Source organism: Qipengyuania atrilutea (assembly GCF_013370205.1).
In the GTDB taxonomy this organism is placed as follows: Bacteria; Pseudomonadota; Alphaproteobacteria; order Sphingomonadales; family Sphingomonadaceae; genus Actirhodobacter; species Actirhodobacter atriluteus.
In genome coordinates, this window is the sequence record NZ_JABWGV010000001.1 from 556,401 (window position 1) to 572,979 (window position 16,579).

Annotated in this window: 13 protein-coding genes; 3 read left to right on the plus strand and 10 right to left on the minus strand. The window is 61.3% G+C overall.

Annotation, left to right across the window (positions count from 1 at the left end):
- Positions 1–57: 57 nt before the first annotated feature.
- The 5 genes from dnaE to HUV48_RS02760 all read right to left on the minus strand — a co-directional run bounded on the left by dnaE (position 58) and on the right by HUV48_RS02760 (position 6,477).
- Positions 58–3,654: a DNA polymerase III subunit alpha gene (gene dnaE, locus HUV48_RS02740; RefSeq protein WP_176266228.1), complete on the minus strand. Its 3,597-nt coding sequence runs from the start codon at positions 3,652–3,654 to the stop codon at positions 58–60.
- Positions 3,655–3,729: 75 nt separating this feature from the next.
- On the minus strand, positions 3,730–4,209 hold the full coding sequence (locus HUV48_RS02745) for a glutathione peroxidase (protein ID WP_176266229.1): 480 nt from the start codon (positions 4,207–4,209) through the stop codon (positions 3,730–3,732).
- A complete protein-coding gene (locus tag HUV48_RS02750; protein WP_176266230.1) occupies positions 4,206–4,496 on the minus strand; it encodes a hypothetical protein in 291 nt (96 codons plus the stop codon). The genes HUV48_RS02745 and HUV48_RS02750 overlap by 4 nt, the downstream gene beginning before the upstream one ends.
- 57 nt (positions 4,497–4,553) lie before the next feature.
- Positions 4,554–5,243 (minus strand): ABC transporter ATP-binding protein, encoded by a 690-nt coding sequence (locus HUV48_RS02755; RefSeq protein WP_176266231.1) that lies wholly within the window; start codon positions 5,241–5,243, stop codon positions 4,554–4,556.
- A complete protein-coding gene (locus HUV48_RS02760; protein ID WP_176266232.1) occupies positions 5,236–6,477 on the minus strand; it encodes a lipoprotein-releasing ABC transporter permease subunit in 1,242 nt (413 codons plus the stop codon). Before HUV48_RS02760 ends, HUV48_RS02755 begins: the two co-directional genes overlap by 8 nt.
- A gap of 197 nt (positions 6,478–6,674) precedes the next feature.
- On the opposite strand from HUV48_RS02760, the gene purF reads away from it, so the two are divergent.
- The 3 genes from purF to HUV48_RS02775 all read left to right on the plus strand — a co-directional run bounded on the left by purF (position 6,675) and on the right by HUV48_RS02775 (position 9,420).
- Entirely contained in the window at positions 6,675–8,156 is a 1,482-nt protein-coding gene (purF, locus tag HUV48_RS02765; RefSeq protein WP_176266233.1) for an amidophosphoribosyltransferase, read from the plus strand.
- Positions 8,149–8,865 (plus strand): SDR family NAD(P)-dependent oxidoreductase, encoded by a 717-nt coding sequence (locus HUV48_RS02770; protein ID WP_176266234.1) that lies wholly within the window; start codon positions 8,149–8,151, stop codon positions 8,863–8,865. Before purF ends, HUV48_RS02770 begins: the two co-directional genes overlap by 8 nt.
- A gap of 204 nt (positions 8,866–9,069) precedes the next feature.
- On the plus strand, positions 9,070–9,420 hold the full coding sequence (locus HUV48_RS02775; RefSeq protein ID WP_176266235.1) for a PilZ domain-containing protein: 351 nt from the start codon (positions 9,070–9,072) through the stop codon (positions 9,418–9,420).
- Positions 9,421–9,430: 10 nt separating this feature from the next.
- Here HUV48_RS02775 and HUV48_RS02780 read toward each other — a convergent pair whose 3' ends face one another.
- From HUV48_RS02780 to HUV48_RS02800, 5 genes are all read right to left on the minus strand, one after another.
- A complete protein-coding gene (locus HUV48_RS02780; protein ID WP_176266236.1) occupies positions 9,431–10,672 on the minus strand; it encodes an SAM-dependent methyltransferase in 1,242 nt (413 codons plus the stop codon).
- Positions 10,673–10,710: 38 nt separating this feature from the next.
- Positions 10,711–12,123 (minus strand): cryptochrome/photolyase family protein, encoded by a 1,413-nt coding sequence (locus tag HUV48_RS02785; protein ID WP_176266237.1) that lies wholly within the window; start codon positions 12,121–12,123, stop codon positions 10,711–10,713.
- Positions 12,124–12,125: 2 nt separating this feature from the next.
- Positions 12,126–13,127, minus strand: coding sequence for a metal-dependent hydrolase (locus HUV48_RS02790; protein WP_176266238.1), 1,002 nt, complete (start codon positions 13,125–13,127; stop codon positions 12,126–12,128).
- 163 nt (positions 13,128–13,290) lie between these two features.
- Positions 13,291–14,337, minus strand: a complete 1,047-nt coding sequence (locus HUV48_RS02795; protein WP_176266239.1) for a 2-oxoacid:ferredoxin oxidoreductase subunit beta — start codon at positions 14,335–14,337, stop codon at positions 13,291–13,293.
- A gap of 159 nt (positions 14,338–14,496) precedes the next feature.
- Positions 14,497–16,482 (minus strand): 2-oxoacid:acceptor oxidoreductase subunit alpha, encoded by a 1,986-nt coding sequence (locus HUV48_RS02800; protein WP_176266240.1) that lies wholly within the window; start codon positions 16,480–16,482, stop codon positions 14,497–14,499.
- Positions 16,483–16,579 lie beyond the last annotated feature (97 nt).

Sequence of the window (16,579 nt, forward strand, 5' to 3'; positions counted from 1 at the left end):
TCTGTTTTGAGTTTGGAGCATAAGCGGCAGAGCCGAAACGGCAAGACGGCAGTTGGCTTAGGCAACCAGTTTGAGACGCCCCGGACCACGCTTGCTCGTAAGGGACACCTTGTCCAGTCCCGGCACGGAAGCGAGTCTTTCCGCAAGCTCACCGCTCAGCCGGAAATCGCGTCCCAATCTTACGCTCGGTGCCGCGCCGGCTGCAGTAAGGAGCCGCGCGATGATTTCACCCGTTGCTCCATGCACGGTGTCCGCACCGTCCGCGTTACGACCGAGTTCGAAGGTAAGTGCTTCGAGCGCACTTTCTGACGTCACGTCGAGCGTCAGCATCATGCGCGCCGACCCACTTACCTCGTCGAGCGGTCGCCCACCGCGCACGGTAATACGGGGCGGTTCATCGGGGCTCGGCGTGTCCAGCTCGACCTGAAGCAGGATACAGGTGCCGGAAGCCGCCCACTCGGCAAATTTCTCGACCATTGCTTCCTCGAAGCAAGCAGCGCTGAACTGCCCGGTTGAGTCGGAGAAATCGGCGCGGATAAAGTCCTTGCCTTTGCGGGTCTTACCGCGATTTACGTTCTCGACCATCGCAGCCATCACCGCCGGTGTCCGCCCGGCCGCAGTCGCGCCTGTATCCATCAGCGAAGCGTAGCTGCGCGCGCCTTGAGCGGAGGCAACCATGCGGTATGCTTCGACAGGGTGCGCGGAGAAGAAGAAACCGAAATTCTCCCGCTCTTTCGACATCATTTCCGCGCGCGGCCACGCCGGGGCCTCTCTCAATCGCAGGGTTTCGACCTCGCCAGCATCGCCCGCGAAGAGTCCGCCCTGCCCGCTGACCCGTTCGCGCGCTGCTGCATCGGCGACGGCCATTAGATGATCCGCATTGGCCAGAAGCTGTGCGCGATTGGGTTCGAGCGCGTCCAGCGCGCCTGCACAAATCAGCCCTTCAAGTTGTCGCCGGTTCATCGAACCCGCCGGCAGCCGCCCGAACAAGTCCGACAGACTGGAAAATTGCCCGTTCATCTCACGCTCGGCAACGATAGCGTCCATTGCCTTCGAGCCTACATTGCGAATACCAGCGAGTGCATAGCGAACCGCATAACCGTCGTCGGTCTGTTCGACCGTAAACTCAGCGACCGAGCGGTTGATATCAGGGGCCGCAATCGTAATGGGCCCACCGGTCGTTTCGGGATATCGCCGCGCGTCGTCAACGAACACCGCCAGCTTCTCCGACTGGTGCATGTCGAAGCACATCGATGCCGCGTAGAACTCGTGCGGATAGTGCGCCTTGAGCCACGCCGTCTGGTATGCCAGCAGCGCGTAGGCCGCAGCGTGCGACTTGTTGAAGCCATAGCCCGCGAACTTGTCGATCAAGTCGAACAACGCGTTCGCTTCCCGCTTCTCGATCCCCGAAACTTCGCGGCAACCGTCTACGAAGCGTTGCCGCTGCGCGTCCATCTCCGCTTGGACCTTCTTACCCATCGCGCGCCGCAGCAAGTCGGCATCGCCGAGCGAGTAGCCCGCTAGGATCTGCGCGGCCTGCATCACCTGCTCTTGGTACACGAAGATGCCGTAAGTCTCGGCCAGAATGCCTTCGAGCTTGGGGTGCGGATACTCGATCGGCACTTCACCGGCCTTACGCTTGCCGAACAGCGGTATGTTGTCCATCGGTCCAGGCCGATAGAGTGATACGAGCGCGATGATGTCCTCGAACTTGGTCGGCTTCACTGCCGTGAGAGTGCGCCGCATGCCTTCGGATTCAAGCTGGAAAACCCCAACCGTATTGCCCTGCTTCAGCAGCGCGAAAACCGCTGGATCATCAAGCGCCAATGCAGACAGATCAATATCGATCTCCCGCTTGTTCAATAGATCGACCGCCTTCTGCAGAACCGAAAGGGTCTTCAGCCCGAGAAAATCGAATTTGACGAGGCCCGAGCTTTCAACATGCTTCATGTCGTACTGCGTGACCGGCATGTCCGAGCGTGGATCACGATAAAGCGGCACGAGCTGCGCGAGCGGCCGGTCGCCGATTACGACACCCGCTGCATGGGTCGAGGAATTTCGCGGGAACCCCTCTAGCTGCATAGCGAGATCGACTAAGCGCTTCACTTCATTGTCGTTTTCGTACTCGCGACGAAAATCGCTCGCGCCGTTGAGCGCACGGGGCAGAGTCCACGGGTCGGTCGGATGGTTGGGCACCATCTTGCACAGCCGATCGACGTGACCGTAGCTCATCTGCAAGATCCGGCCGCAATCGCGCAGGACGGCGCGCGCCTTGAGCTTACCGAAGGTGATGATCTGCGCGACGTGGTCTTGGCCGTACTTTGCCTGGACGTAGCGGATCACTTCCCCGCGACGCGTTTCGCAGAAATCGATATCGAAGTCGGGCATCGATACGCGTTCGGGATTAAGGAAGCGTTCGAACAGCAAGCCGAGCCGGATCGGATCGAGATCTGTGATTGTCAGTGACCACGCGACGAGACTGCCTGCACCAGAACCACGCCCCGGCCCGACGGGAATGTTCTGTTCCTTCGCCCACTTGATGAAGTCGGCAACGATCAGAAAGTAGCCGGGAAATCCCATCCCCTTGATGATGTCGATCTCGAAATCGAGACGCTCGGCATATTCGGTGAACTCGTTACCGACACCGGCGGTAGCCAGTCGCGCTATAACGGTAGCACGTTCGTCGCCAGAAGCGCACAACGCTTCAAGCAGATCGGCTTCGCTAACGTTTGGATAATACGCAGTCATCCGCGCTGCGAGACCCTTGCGCGAATCGTCGCGCAACGCCCTCGCCTCGCCCTCCAGATCGCCCGCAAGGCTCGGCAGGATCGGATCGCGCTGCGGGGGCGCATAAGCACAGCGCCGCGCAATCGTCAGGGTGTTCTGCACCGCTTCGGGCAGGTCGGCGAAGAGTTCAGCCATCATCGGCGCTGACTTGACGAAACTCTGCGGATTGGAACGGCGCCGCTCTTCGGCCTCGATATGCGTGGAGCCAGCGATACAAAGCATCGCATCATGCGCCTTGTGCATATGCGGCTCAGCATAATTGGCGGGGTTCGTCGCGACGAGCGGAAGTTCGCGCGCGTAAGCCAGATCGAGCAGAGCGGGCTCAGCCAGACATGCAGTCTCGTCCCCATCGCGCGCGAGTTCCATGTACAGACGATCCGGAAAGAATGCGACCAATCGATCGAGATGGCTTCCTGCGTGCTCCGCCTGTTCTTCGGCCAGCAACCGGGTCAACGCACCATCACCCGCGCCGGTTAAAGCGATCAGACCATCGGTTCGCCCCTCTAGATCATCGAGCGATATATGCGGTTCGAATTCCAGCGGCCGGTCGAGATGCGCGCGGCTGACCAGATGGCAGAGGTTCTCATAACCTTTTTCGTCCTGCGCAAAGAGCGGCAGATAGTCCACGCGCGACGGTTCGCTTTCGCGTGCGATGCCGAGCAGCGTTCCAACGATCGGCTGGACCCCTTCTGCAATGCAAGCCGATGCGAAGGGAACAGCGCCGTAAAGACCGTTCCGATCGCAAATCGCAATTGCCGGAAAGCCGCGCTCTTTCGCCAGTTTCGCGATCTGCTTCGGGTCGATCGCCGCTTCCAGCATGGAAAAGGACGACATGACTCGCAGCGGAACAAAAGGAGCAAATGCCATGATAGCAATATGCCCTTCTGCGTCCGCTCATCCAAGATGCAATCCACAGCTTTCGCCGCAAATTGCCGGTCTGATCTACAACAGCTTCTCGATATCGGCCGCGATATCTTCTGGCTTGTCGTTCGGGGCGTAGCGCCGCACCACTTTCCCGTCGCGGCCGACCAGAAATTTCGTAAAGTTCCACTTGATACGCTTGCTGCCGAGCACGCCTGGCGCTTCGCTTTTTAGCCAATTGAACAAGGGATCGGCTTCGCTGCCGTTTACATCGATCTTCGCCATAAGCGGGAAGGTCACATCGTAATTCAGCCGGCAGAAGTTCGCGATTTTTTCGGCATCGCCGGGTTCCTGTCCGCCGAACTGGTTGCACGGGAAACCTAGCACGGCAAAACCGCGTTCACGGTACTCGGCGTGGAGCTTTTCTAGACCTCCGTATTGCGGGGTGAAGCCGCATTTGCTGGCGACGTTTACGATCAGCAGCACATCGCTCTGTCTGGTCGACAGATCGAGTTCTTCGCCGGAGTTCGTGCGAACCGTAAAGTCGCCGAGCGTAGTCACTGACGACCGTCGCCCTTGGGGAAGGACGGGTCTTCCGCGAGTGCCGCTGCTTCCTCTGCCGAGTAATGCCGGTCACCGGCCTTCTCGATCACGTATTTCTTTCGGTCCTCCGGCGAAAGCGCGGCCACATGGCGAACCATCTCCGCAAACGTCCCGCGGCGTAGCGCCTTCGCCCCATCGAAGATGCCGTCGCCATCGTCCTTCGCATGAAGCGCCGCGCGATCATGCCACTCGATTCCCTCGGAATGGGTTTCGCGATCACCAAAGGTGCTGGGATGGTCGGTCATATGAATTCTCCTTTGTGCTCTAACGAGCGAAGGCCTGACCGGGTCCGATCCGAGAAGTTAATTCAAATGCCCCTCATGCAGCCGCACGACACGGTCCATGCGGCTCGCAAGCCGCTCGTTATGCGTCGCGACGAGTGCTGCACTGCCCTCACCCCGCACAAGTTCCAGAAACTGTGCCAGCACCTTGTCCGAGGTAGCTTCGTCGAGATTGCCGGTAGGCTCATCCGCCAGGACCAGGCTGGGCCGGTTCGCGAGCGCACGAGCGACCGCCACGCGCTGCTGCTCACCGCCCGATAGCTGGCTGGGGCGGTGATCGAGCCGCTGTGCAAGTCCAAGCTGTCCGAGCAGGTGCTCCGCGCGCTCAGTCGCCGCCTCGCGCGGGGTGCCCTTCACGAGCTGCGGTAGGATCACGTTCTCCTTCGCATTGAAGTCGGGAAGCAGGTGATGGAATTGGTACACGAAGCCGAGATGTTCGCGTCGCAAACGCGTCCGCTCGTCGGCCGCCATCTTGCTCGCCTGTTCGCCGGCAATGGCGATGTCGCCTCCGAACCCGCCCTCGAGCAGGCCCACCGCTTGCAGCATCGTCGATTTGCCCGATCCGGAAGGGCCAAGCAGTGCGACAATTTCTCCGGGCGCAATCGTGAGGTCGATTCCGCGCAGGACGTCAATCCGCACGCCGCCTTGTTCGAAGCTGCGCGTCAGATTGTTGAGCCGAACGACCGGGCCGCCGCCGTAGCCTCTATTCATAACGCAGTACCTGCACCGGATCGGTGCTCGCAGCCTTGAAAGATGGGTAAAGAGTGGCGAGAAAGCTCAGGATCAACGCAAGCCCTACGATCATCGCGACCTCGAAAGGATCGGTACGTGAAGGCAGCGTCGTCAGAAAGCGGATTTGCGGGTCCCAAAGGTTCTGGCCTGTAACGAGTTCGATGAACTTGACGATCTGTTGCCGGAAGGTGAGCACGATGAAGCCGAGTATCAGACCGGCGATCGTGCCGAGGGCCCCAACGGTAAAACCGGTCGTTACGAATATCTTTAGCAACGAGCGGCGGGTCGCGCCCATCGTGCGCATGATTGCTATGTCCCGCGTCTTGGCGCGGACGAGCATGACAAGGCTCGACAGAATATTAAATGCGGCCACCAACACCATGAAAGACAAGGCGAAGGCCATCGCCACGCGCTCGACTTGAAGCGCTTCGAAAAGCGACGCATTGATCGTCTTCCAGTCCGCGACCTGCGCTCGGCCCGCCAGATTGTTTACAACCGGCTGCAGGATCTCGCCGACATTGTCTGCGTCATCGACCTTCACCTCGATCATCCCGATCTGGTTGTCCATCAGAAGCAGGGTCTGCGCATCCTGCATCGGCATGACGACGAAGCTTTCGTCGTAATTGTAGATGCCGACCTCGAAAAGGGCAGCCACCTCGTAACCGACCTGCCGCGGTACGGTCCCGAAAGGCGAAGCCCTTCCCTGCGGATTGATGATCGTAATCGTATCTCCGACACGAACGCCGATATTCTGGGCGAGGCGAGTGCCGATGGCGACCTTACCGGACCCCGGTTCGAGCTCCCCTATATCGCCCGCAACGATATTGTCTTCAAGCCGGTCGATGTCTTCCTGTACGTTACCGCGCACCAGAATGCCTTCGACCCGGCCGTTGTACGATACCATCAAAGGCTGCTCGATCAGCGGGGAGGCGCGCACGACACCGGGCGTAGAGCGCACGTCCTCCAGCACGTTCTCCCAGTCGTCGAGCCGTCCGCCGAAAGCCTGCACGATGGCATGCCCGTTGAGGCCTACGATCTTGTCGAGAAGTTCGGCCCGAAACCCGTTCATCACGCTCATCACGATGACGAGCATCGCTACGGATAGCATCACGACGCCGATGGATATGCTCGCCACGAGCGCAATGAACGCTTCGCCCCTGCCTGGCAGCAGGTATCGCTTGGCGATGGTCCATTCAAAAGGAGAAAGAAACAAGGGCGGTCCCGACCGGCTTGGGTAATTGGAGGTCCGCCTCTACCGCTGCCTCCATGAACCTGCAATTGCAAAGCCGTCCGCTGTGCCCGGCAAAAGCGACGAACGAAAGCCTCGGGTGCGCTCGCACCTTGTAATCGGACCGTAACATCGCCATTGGCGTGTGTGCGCGGGAGCGGGGGCGACAGGATCGGCACAGCATGAACTTCACCAATCCCTGGATTGACGATGACGGCGACACGTTACGCGAAGAGTGCGGCGTGTTCGGCGCAATCAACGCGACCGACGCGGCGGCTGCGACGGCTCTCGGCCTACACGCTTTGCAGCACCGCGGGCAGGAGGCTGCCGGCATCACCAGCTTCGACGGGACGGAATTCTACTCCCGCCGCGGACTGGGACATGTCGCCGAGAACTTTTCGAGCCAGGAGGCCATAGCGGAACTACCGGGGTTCATGGCCGCCGGGCACGTGCGCTATTCGACCACGGGCGGCAGCGGCCTGCGCAATGTGCAGCCGCTTTACGCTGAGCTTGCAAGCGGCGGCTTCGCCCTTGCGCATAACGGCAATATGTCGAACGCTAAAACCTTGCGCGACGAGCTCGTCAGCCGCGGTGCGATCTTCCAGTCCACCTCCGACACCGAAGTAATCATCCACCTCGTTGCGACGAGCCGCTATCCGACCATGATCGACCGTCTGATCGACGCGCTCAGGATGGTGGAAGGCGCCTATTCTCTCATCGTCATGACCCCGGAAGGCATGGTTGCTTGCCGCGATCCGCTGGGCATCCGGCCGCTCGTCATGGGCCGCATCGGCGACGCCACGGTGTTCGCGAGCGAAACGGTGGCCTTCGACATCATAGGCGCAGAATTCGTGCGGCAGATCGATCCGGGCGAAGTCGTCAAGGTGGACTTCGACGGCAACGTCAAATCGCTCCGCCCGTTTGGCAATCAGGGTTCGCGCCCCTGCATCTTCGAGCATGTGTATTTCAGCCGGCCCGATTCGATCTTCGACGGTCGTTCGGTCTACGAGGCGCGCAAGGCGATCGGCGCGGAACTGGCGCGCGAAACGCCGGTCGAGGCGGATCTCGTCGTGCCCGTCCCCGACAGCGGCGTACCTGCTGCAATCGGATATGCGCAGGCGTCCGCCATTCCCTTCGAACTCGGTATTATCCGCTCGCATTACGTTGGCCGTACGTTCATCCAGCCATCCGACGGCGCCCGTCATGCCGGCGTGAAGCGGAAGCACAATGCGAACCGCGGACTTGTGGAAGGCAAGCGCATCGTTCTCATCGACGACTCCATCGTGCGCGGCACGACCAGCCTCAAGATCGTCGAGATGATGCGCGACGCCGGCGCGACCGAAGTCCATTTCCGCGTCGCCAGTCCTCCGACCGCGCACAGCTGCTTCTACGGTGTTGATACGCCGGAGCGCTCCAAACTGCTTGCGGCGAGAATGCAGCTCGAACCGATGCGCGAGTTCATCAAGGCCGACAGCCTCGCCTTCATTTCCATCGACGGGCTCTACAAAGCAGTCGCGCAGAAAAAGCGCGATTCTGGCTGTCCACAGTTCTGCGATGCCTGCTTCACGGGCGATTACCCGACAACGCTGACCGACCTCGAAACGCGAGTCGACCGTGAGGCTCAGCTCTCCTTTCCCGTTGGCAAGGTCGCTGCCAGTGCCTGACCGGAAGCTCGAGGACCGCACCGCGCTCGTCACCGGATCGAGCAAGGGGATCGGCGCTGCGACCGCGCTCGCGCTGGCCAAAGCCGGTGCGCATGTCATTCTGACCGGGCGAGACGTAAGGGCGCTCGAAAAGGTCGAGGACCGGATTCATGACGAGGGCGGCACGGCAAGTATCGCTCCTCTCGACCTGACCGAAGCGGACGGCGTTTCGCGCCTTACGTCGGCGATAAGCGGACGGTGGAGTACACTCGATTATCTGGTAATTTCAGCTGCATATTTGCCGACTTTGACATCGGTTAGTCAGATCGACCCAAAGCAGTTCGGTACGGCGCTCACTACCAATGTGCTGGCGACGCAAGCGCTGCTCGCCGGATTCGATCCCCTGCTGAAGCGAGCCGACGCGGCGCGCATCGTCGGTCTGACCAGCAGCGTGGGCAGCGAAGCACGCGCTTACTGGGGCGCTTATGGAGCAAGCAAGGCCGCATTCGAAATGCTGCTCGACTGCCATGCGCAGGAGATCGAGAAGATCAGCGACGTTCGCGTGGCGATCCTCGATCCCGGCGCCACACGCACCGACATGCGTGCCAAAGCGTATCCCGGCGAGGATCCCGCGACCGTCAAAAGCCCCGATGTGGTCGGTGAGCGGATTGCTCAGCTTCTGATCGAGGACTTTCCGAACCGTTACCGCGAACGGGTGGAAGACGCGTAAGGATGTGGTTCGCTTCCAACCTCCCAGCAGGTCTGGGCGTCGTGAAAGTCGCTGTTTGAGGCGGTTGCAAAGGTTAATTTGCCTTAACTACGAGAGGTAAAAAATTTGCAACCGGCCCCGGCAGATAAGGACCGGGAACCGGGTACGCGCAATCGGCACCGAGGGGTGGACCGCGGTTCGGGATCAGCCAGGGAACTTCCGCTCATGGAACACAGGACGACCGAACGCTACGATATCGCCGCGCAGGAAGATCGCTGCTCGCCGCGGACGAAACTTACCATTCCCGGAATGCTGCGCGCCTCTGGCGGCCGTGCGTTCCAAACGGTGGTGCACGATCTGTCCATCTCTGGCTTTTCCGCCGCTGCCATCAACCGCATGCACGAGGGGCAGGTTTGCTGGCTTACCCTGCCCGGCCTCGAGTCGCTTCAGGCTCAGGTCGTGTGGTGGGAAAACTGCGTCGCTGGCTGTGCCTTCTCCGAATTGCTGAGCCCGATCGTGCATGACAATATTCTCGAGCGTTATTCCGGCAACGGCGTGTATCGCTCCTCCTACTAACGCCCTCTAGTCAGGCGGGTTTTACCAGCGTCACCTGGTGCACGTCGATCCCGCCGCCGCGAAACCCGCCCTCACAATACATAAGATAATAGCGCCAAAGGTCGCAGAACCGGTCATCGAACCCTGCCGGAAGGCGGCCCTCGTCCTTTGCAGCATCGAAGTTCTCTCGCCACGCTTTAAGCGTTTCGGCATAGTCCGCTCCGAAGTCAGCCTGATCTGTCCACTGCAACCCGCGATCTTCAGCGAGCCTGCGAAATTCGCTCGTCTTGATGAGCAGGCCGCCGGGGAAGATATACGCCTGGATAAAGTCGGCGCTGGCGGCGTAGTCCTCGAACAGATCGTCACGCATCGAAATGAACTGTAGCGCGGCGCGGCCGCCGGGCTTCAGATTGCTGGCGACCGAATCCATGAACGCGGGCCAGTATTCGCGGCCGAGCGCCTCGACCATTTCCACGCTGACGATGGCATCGAAGGTGCCGCGAACTTCGCGGTAATCCTGCCTGCGAAACTGGACTCCGGCGCTGTGATGCGTCCTCGCCCAATCCAGTTGCTCGGCGGAGAGGCTGATTGCGGTAACCTCAGCGCCCCGTTCGGCCAAATGCGCCGCCAGACCGCCCCACCCGCAACCAATCTCAAGAACCGTTCCGGGGTTGCCGATCCGGTCGGCCATGGCTTGCCACTTACGCCGCTGACATTCGGCGAGATCATTTTCCTCGACCTTCAGCGCGCTCGAGTAGCTCATCGTTTCGTCGAGCCAGGCAGCGTAGAAATCGTTGCCGAGATCGTAATGCGCGGCGATGTTCTTCTGAGCGCCGGAATGCGTGTTCCGGTTAACGAAATGGGCGAGCTTCAGCGCGTGCCGGAAGGGACCCTTCGCCCGCGCCGTATCGCCGAGCCGGCCTGCGTGTTGCATGAAGAGCGCGAACAGCGGCACCGGATCGGGGCTCCACCACTCGCCCGCTTCCCATGCCTGGTACCATCCGACCGAACCGTTGCTCGCCAACCTTACGAGCGCGTTCCAGCTGCGAAGCTTGACTATACATTCGAAGCCGGGCGCGCGGCCGCCTACTTTGCGGTAACTTCCGTCGGGCAGCGTTGCATTGATTGCGCCGCTGATCAGAGCGCGGTCAATCCGGTCGATGATCCGTTCGAAACCGGGAGCGATAAGCCGCGCGAACAGACCTGGTTTGCGCGCAAAACGCCGCCCCCCTTCGATCAGCTTTTCGCCCCGCCGGCTCGTCTGCATATCCATCGCCCGCCCCTATGCGTTTGCGCACGGGTCTAGGCAAGTCACTCTCCCTTGCTGTCCCGATATGCCTGCAGGGCCCGCTCGCGCGCTTCCTTGTGACCGATAATTTTTTCCGGATAATCGTCCGGCCGCTTGCCTTCGGGCGGATCGTGAATGTCTTCGTCCGAAAGGTCGGAGAGCTCCGGAACATATTGCCGAATGTAGTCCGCCGCATCGAACTTCTCGCTTTGGCTGAGCGGCGCCATGATGCGCGGAAACATGTTCGAATCGACGCCCGTACCGGCGACCCACTGCCAGTTGGTGCCGTTCGAGGCGTAATCGCCATCGACGAGGCAGTCCCAGTACCAGCGTTCCCCGTGGCGCCAGTCGATCAGCAGATGCTTGATGAGGAAGCTCGCCGCGATCATCCGCACGCGGTTGTGCATCCAGCCTGTTTTCCAGAGCTGGCGCATCCCGGCATCGACGATCGGATAGCCCGTACGCCCCTGTTGCCAAGCTTCGAGTTCTTCCTGAATGAGATGCCCGCGGTTCGGATGACGCCACAGGACCTGTTCGTCGTAGTCGCGGTAGCTTTGGTCGGGGTATTTCGGGAACTGCATGATGATGTTCTGCGCATAATCGCGCCAAATCAGTTCCTTCTCATAAGTCTTCCACCCGCCGCTGCGCTTGTCCTTCAACCGGTGCCAGATCGTGACCGGAGAGATTTCGCCCCAATGCAGGTGCGGCGACATCTGCGAGGTCTCGTCTTTCGAAGGCAGGTTGCGGCTTTCGTCATAGGCAGCGACTTCGTCCGCCCACCATTCGAGCCGGTCGTGTGCGGCATCCTCTCCAACTTTCCAGAACTCGCGGAAGCCAGCAGCCCAGTCGGGTTTGGTCGGTAGCAGGTCCCAATCGGACAGATCGTCGCTGTCCGGCATGTCCGACGGCTGCGAGATAGTGTCCGGTTCGGGCAGTTCGTCGCGCGGCGGGAAGAGGTCGAGCATCGCCTTCGAGAAAGGCGTGTAGATCTTGTACGGATCGCCGCTGCCCGTGGTCGCCGTGCCCGGCGGCATGAGGTAGTTGCCGTCGTGCAGGACGAGTTCGCAGCCGTCGGGCAGTGCGTCTTTCAGTTCCTCTTCCGCCTCGCGCCACCACGGTTCGTAATGGCGGTTGGCATGGACGGCCTCGGCTCCGATTTCGTCGGCGATCGAAGCGAGTACCGATACGCTGTCGCCGCGGCGCAGGACGATCGAGCCGTTGCGCGCGCCGAAGCTCTTTCCGAGGCTTTCGAGCGAATGGTGCAGCCACCAGCGATGTGCCCCGCCGAAACACCGGTCGCTACCGCTCTGTTTGGGACGATCGTCATCGAGGACGTAGACCGGGACGACCGGTCCGGCTTCGGCAGCGGCATGGAGAGCGGGCTGGTCCTTCATGCGCAGGTCGCGCCGCAGCCACACGATTTGCGGATTGCTCATTGTTAATTAGCGCCCGCTCGGCCCGGAAGTTCCTCGCAAGCTACGTCTGCCAAAGCGACGGTGAAGCGGTCGCGAGCGCGAGGATCGTAGAAGCGCGCATCGCGGAGGAGGACCGAGCCATCGGGTGCACGCTCGGCGAAGGGCGCGCGGGCCCAGAAGAGGAAGGCCTCCCCTTCCGATCCTCTCGCGTGGTGTAGGGGTGCTGATCCACAGGGCTGTCGAGATAGCCTTTCCTCTCCGCCAAACCCTGCAAAGAGAGACCAATGACCCACGTAATAAATTGGTCCCGACGCATTATGCGTCCCGAATGCAAGTTCGCTCCAGATCGTTTCCCGCTCCCAGAACGCCAAAGGAACCGGGCTCGCTATTACGTACGTTCCATGCTCACTTGCTGCTCGTTCACTGACCACCGCCCCGACTTCGCGGGACGCCGAACTCGATATCCAACCATTCACCCCGATATACGCCAGCGCCACGCTCAGTGCGATACGCGCAGGTCGCTTCCACTCCCCGCCCCGTTTCTCGCGCCGCAGCGAGAACCACGTTGCGAAGCCCAGAAGCGCCCAGAGCCACACGTCGATGATGAACAGCGTGTCGCCGTAGAACCAGCGGCTCGAGAACGGCTCCAGCAGGCGGATGCCGTAGACGTTGAGCCAGTCAAGCGCCGGGTGCGTCAGGCAGCTGATGAAGCTCAACAGGTAGAGCCATTTGAAGTTCACCGGCAGCCGCCCTTCCGGCCGCTTCCCGCGCTTCGCCTGCCAGCGGTCGAAGCCGTAGAGCAGCGCAGCCAGTATTAGCGGCAGCAGCACCCAAGCGATCGGCCCGTGCGTGATGCCGCGCCGGAAGCCGAGATGCTCGACCCCGTCGAGCCACAGGAAGCACGCCGCGTCTACATCGGGCAGGTTCGCACCGATGATGAGCGCTGGCATGGCGAGGCCGGTTTTCCGCTTCAGCCCCGTCTGTCCGATCAGGGCGCCGACGAGGCTATGCGTCAGATTGTCCATATGCGCGCTCCCGAAAGCCCTACAGGATGGAACACATGGAACACGGTACAAGGCAAAGAAATGCACGCGCTATTCGCCTGCGATCTCCTGCAGTTACCTGAGAGATATGCGCTGCCGTTCATGGTCCGATAGGTGCCACGCCGGCGAGCGGTAGGAAAGCGGTTCAGACCGGATCCTGCGCCGTGCCGTCCACCGTCCAGGTCTGTCCGGTGCCGAGCAGCTTGGCGAGGTTCGCTTCCTTGCCCTTCGACGCCGCCTCGTGCTCCGCGATGACGCTGTCGGAGAAGGTCGGCGCGGGGTCGTCGTACAGCACGCCGAGCGCCATCGGATAGGGTCCGAAAGGCAGTTCGGCGAGAAGATGTGCGGTTACGCGGTTCTTCGCATTGTGTACCCGTACGCCTGCGCTCTCCCAGTCGCCGTCCGGCACGTCGACCACCCGGAACGCAAGCGTCTCGGTGTCGAGCGCCAGTCCCTTCACGCCGCCCGACTTTTCGCTGCCGAACAGCATCGGCTTACCGTCTTCGAGCCAGAGCTGACGGTCTTCCGCACCCTTGGGCGCAGCGAAGTCGTCGAAAACGTCCTTGTTGTAGACGATGCAGTTCTGGAAGATCTCGATGAACGCCGCGCCGCGGTGGGCGTGAGCCGCTTTCAGCACGTCGGGAAGGTTCTTCGACACGTCGAAGCCGCGGGCGACGAAGCGCGCTCCCGATCCCAGCGCGAAGGCGCATGGGTTGGCCGGCGCATCGACACTGCCGCGCGGGGTCGAAGGGCTCGGCGTGCCGACACGGCTCGTGGGCGAATACTGGCCCTTGGTCAGCCCGTAGATCTCGTTGTTGAACAGCATGATCTGCATATCGACGTTGCGGCGCAGGACATGCATCATGTGGTTGCCGCCGATGCTGAGTCCGTCGCCGTCACCCGTCACTAACCAGATGTTGAGCTCCGGATTGGCAAGCTTCACGCCCGTCGCCAGCGCCGGTGCGCGTCCGTGGATCGTGTGGAAGCCGTAGCTTTCCATGTAGTAGGGAAAACGGCTCGAACAGCCGATGCCCGAAATGAACACCGTGTTCGCCGGGTCGACGCCTAGCTGCGGAAGGGTGCGCTGGACCGCCTTCAAGATCGCGTAGTCGCCGCAGCCAGGGCACCAGCGTACCTCCTGGTCCGTTTCCCAGTCCTTGAGCGTGGTTTCGATTTTGGCGGGTGCGTTCATGCGTTTTCTCGCGAGGCTAAAATATGATTATCAAAGCGGCAATTACGATCAGGAAGAAGATAATGACCGCGTAGGGCTTTTTCGGACGGTGGAATTTGGACGGCACGCGTTTCATAGAACAATTCCTTTCCTGACCCTTCATGCGCCCGATAAGTTCAGTCAGTCCATATCCTTCGACGAACCACTGTCGTAACCCGCCGAAAGGTTCGGCAACTGCTGGTCGTTAACGGGAACCTGCCCGCCTTCGTTACCCTCGATGCCGTCAAAATACTTGCCGATGGCGTCTTCGAGTTCCGCGATCTGGAACGGCTGTCCGCTGGTTTTGGTCAGCGGCTCGGCGTCAACCAGATACTGGTCGCGCAGCACGGTCTTGAACTGGCCGGTATTCATTTCCGGAACAAGCACGCGTTCGTAGCTGTTCAGCAGATCGCCGAGGTTCGCAGGCAGCGGCCAGATATGCCGCACGTGGATGTGGCTCACGTCGCAGCCCTTCGCGCGCATCCGCCTTACCGCCTGATGGATCGGTCCGAAGGTCGAGCCCCACCCGACGACCGCAAGCTTTCCGCCCTTCTGGCCGAGCGAGACCTCCTGCTCGGGTACGGTCACGCCGAGGACCTTGTGCTTGCGCGCATCGGTCATCGCCTGGTGGTTGTCCGGAGCGTAATCGATATGGCCCGTTCCTTGCGCCTTCTCGATCCCGCCGATCCTATGCATGAGGCCGGGGGTGCCGGGCTTGATCCACGGCCGCGCGCCTTTCTCGTCGCGCGCATAAGGAAGCAGCGTCTCGCCGTTCTTCTCGGTCAGGAATGTCGCGGGAAACGGCTCGTAGCTCGACGGATCGGGCACTTTCCACGGCTCGGCGGCATTCGCGATATAGCCATCGGTCAAGAGCATCACGGGGGTCATGTACTTGACCGCAATGCGGCAAGCCTCGATCGCGCATTCGAACGCATCGCCAGGGCTGCGCGCAGCGATGACCGGCATCGGCGCATCGCCGTTGCGTCCGTAGACGGCCTGATAGAGGTCGCTCTGCTCGGTCTTCGTCGGAAGGCCGGTCGAGGGGCCACCGCGCTGGCTGTTGACGATGACGAGCGGCAGTTCGGTCATGATCGCGAGGCCCATCGCCTCCGTCTTGAGCGCGATGCCCGGACCGCTTGACGAGGTGACGCCGAGGCTGCCGGCATAGCTCGCCCCGATTGCGGCGCAGATCGCTGCAATCTCGTCTTCCGCCTGGAAGGTCGTGACGCCGTATTCCTTCAGCCGCGCGAGGTGATGCAGGATCGCGCTTGCGGGCGTGATTGGATAGCCGCCGAAGAACATCGGTAGTTCGGCAAGCTGCGCGCCGGCGACAAGGCCAAGCGAGATGCTCTCCGCGCCCGTGATTGTTCGGTAAAGCCCCGGCTCGCTATCGACCGGCGGCATGTTCGTCTGCCGCATCGCGCCGCTGCGCGGTCCTGCCAGTTCAGCCGTCTCGCCATAGGCATGGCCGGCGTCGAGCGCGGCGATATTGGCATCGGCAATGTCGGGCTTCTTGGCGAACTTCTGTTTCAGCCAATTGTGGATCGGCTCGCGCGGACGGTCGAACATCCAGAGCGCAAGGCCGAGCGTCCACATGTTCTTGGACCGCAGCGCATCCTTCTTGCCGAGCCCGAACGGCTCGACCGCCTGAATGGTCAGTTCCGAAATGTCGAAGGCGAGCACGTCGTATTTGGCGAGCGTGTCGTCTTCGAGCGGGTTCGCATCGTACTTTGCCTTGTCGAGATTGCGCTTCGAAAACTCGCCGGTGTCGACGATAACCAGCCCGCCCGACTTCAGCGCCGGTAGGTTTACCTTGAGCGCCGCCGGGTTCATCGCGACGAGCACGTCCGGTGCATCGCCGGCGGTGTTTATCTCCCGGCTGCCGAAATTAATCTGGAAGGCCGACACCCCGAACAGCGTGCCCTGCGGCGCGCGGATCTCGGCGGGAAAATCGGGGAAGGTCGCGAGGTCGTTGCCGGCAAGCGCGGTCGACAACGTGAACTGCCCGCCCGTAAGCTGCATCCCGTCGCCACTGTCGCCTGCGAAGCGAACGACGATCGCATCGGGCGCAGCCTCGCTGTTGTTCGAAGCCTCGTCCCGCGTATTTGTTTCGGCGGCGCTCGCCATGCATAATCCTCGTTTTCGCGCCATCGCGGCGCATTAGAAATCTCGCTCGGCATCTATGGAGCGGCCTCCACTCCGGCAATGAAGATTTTCTCCGTCC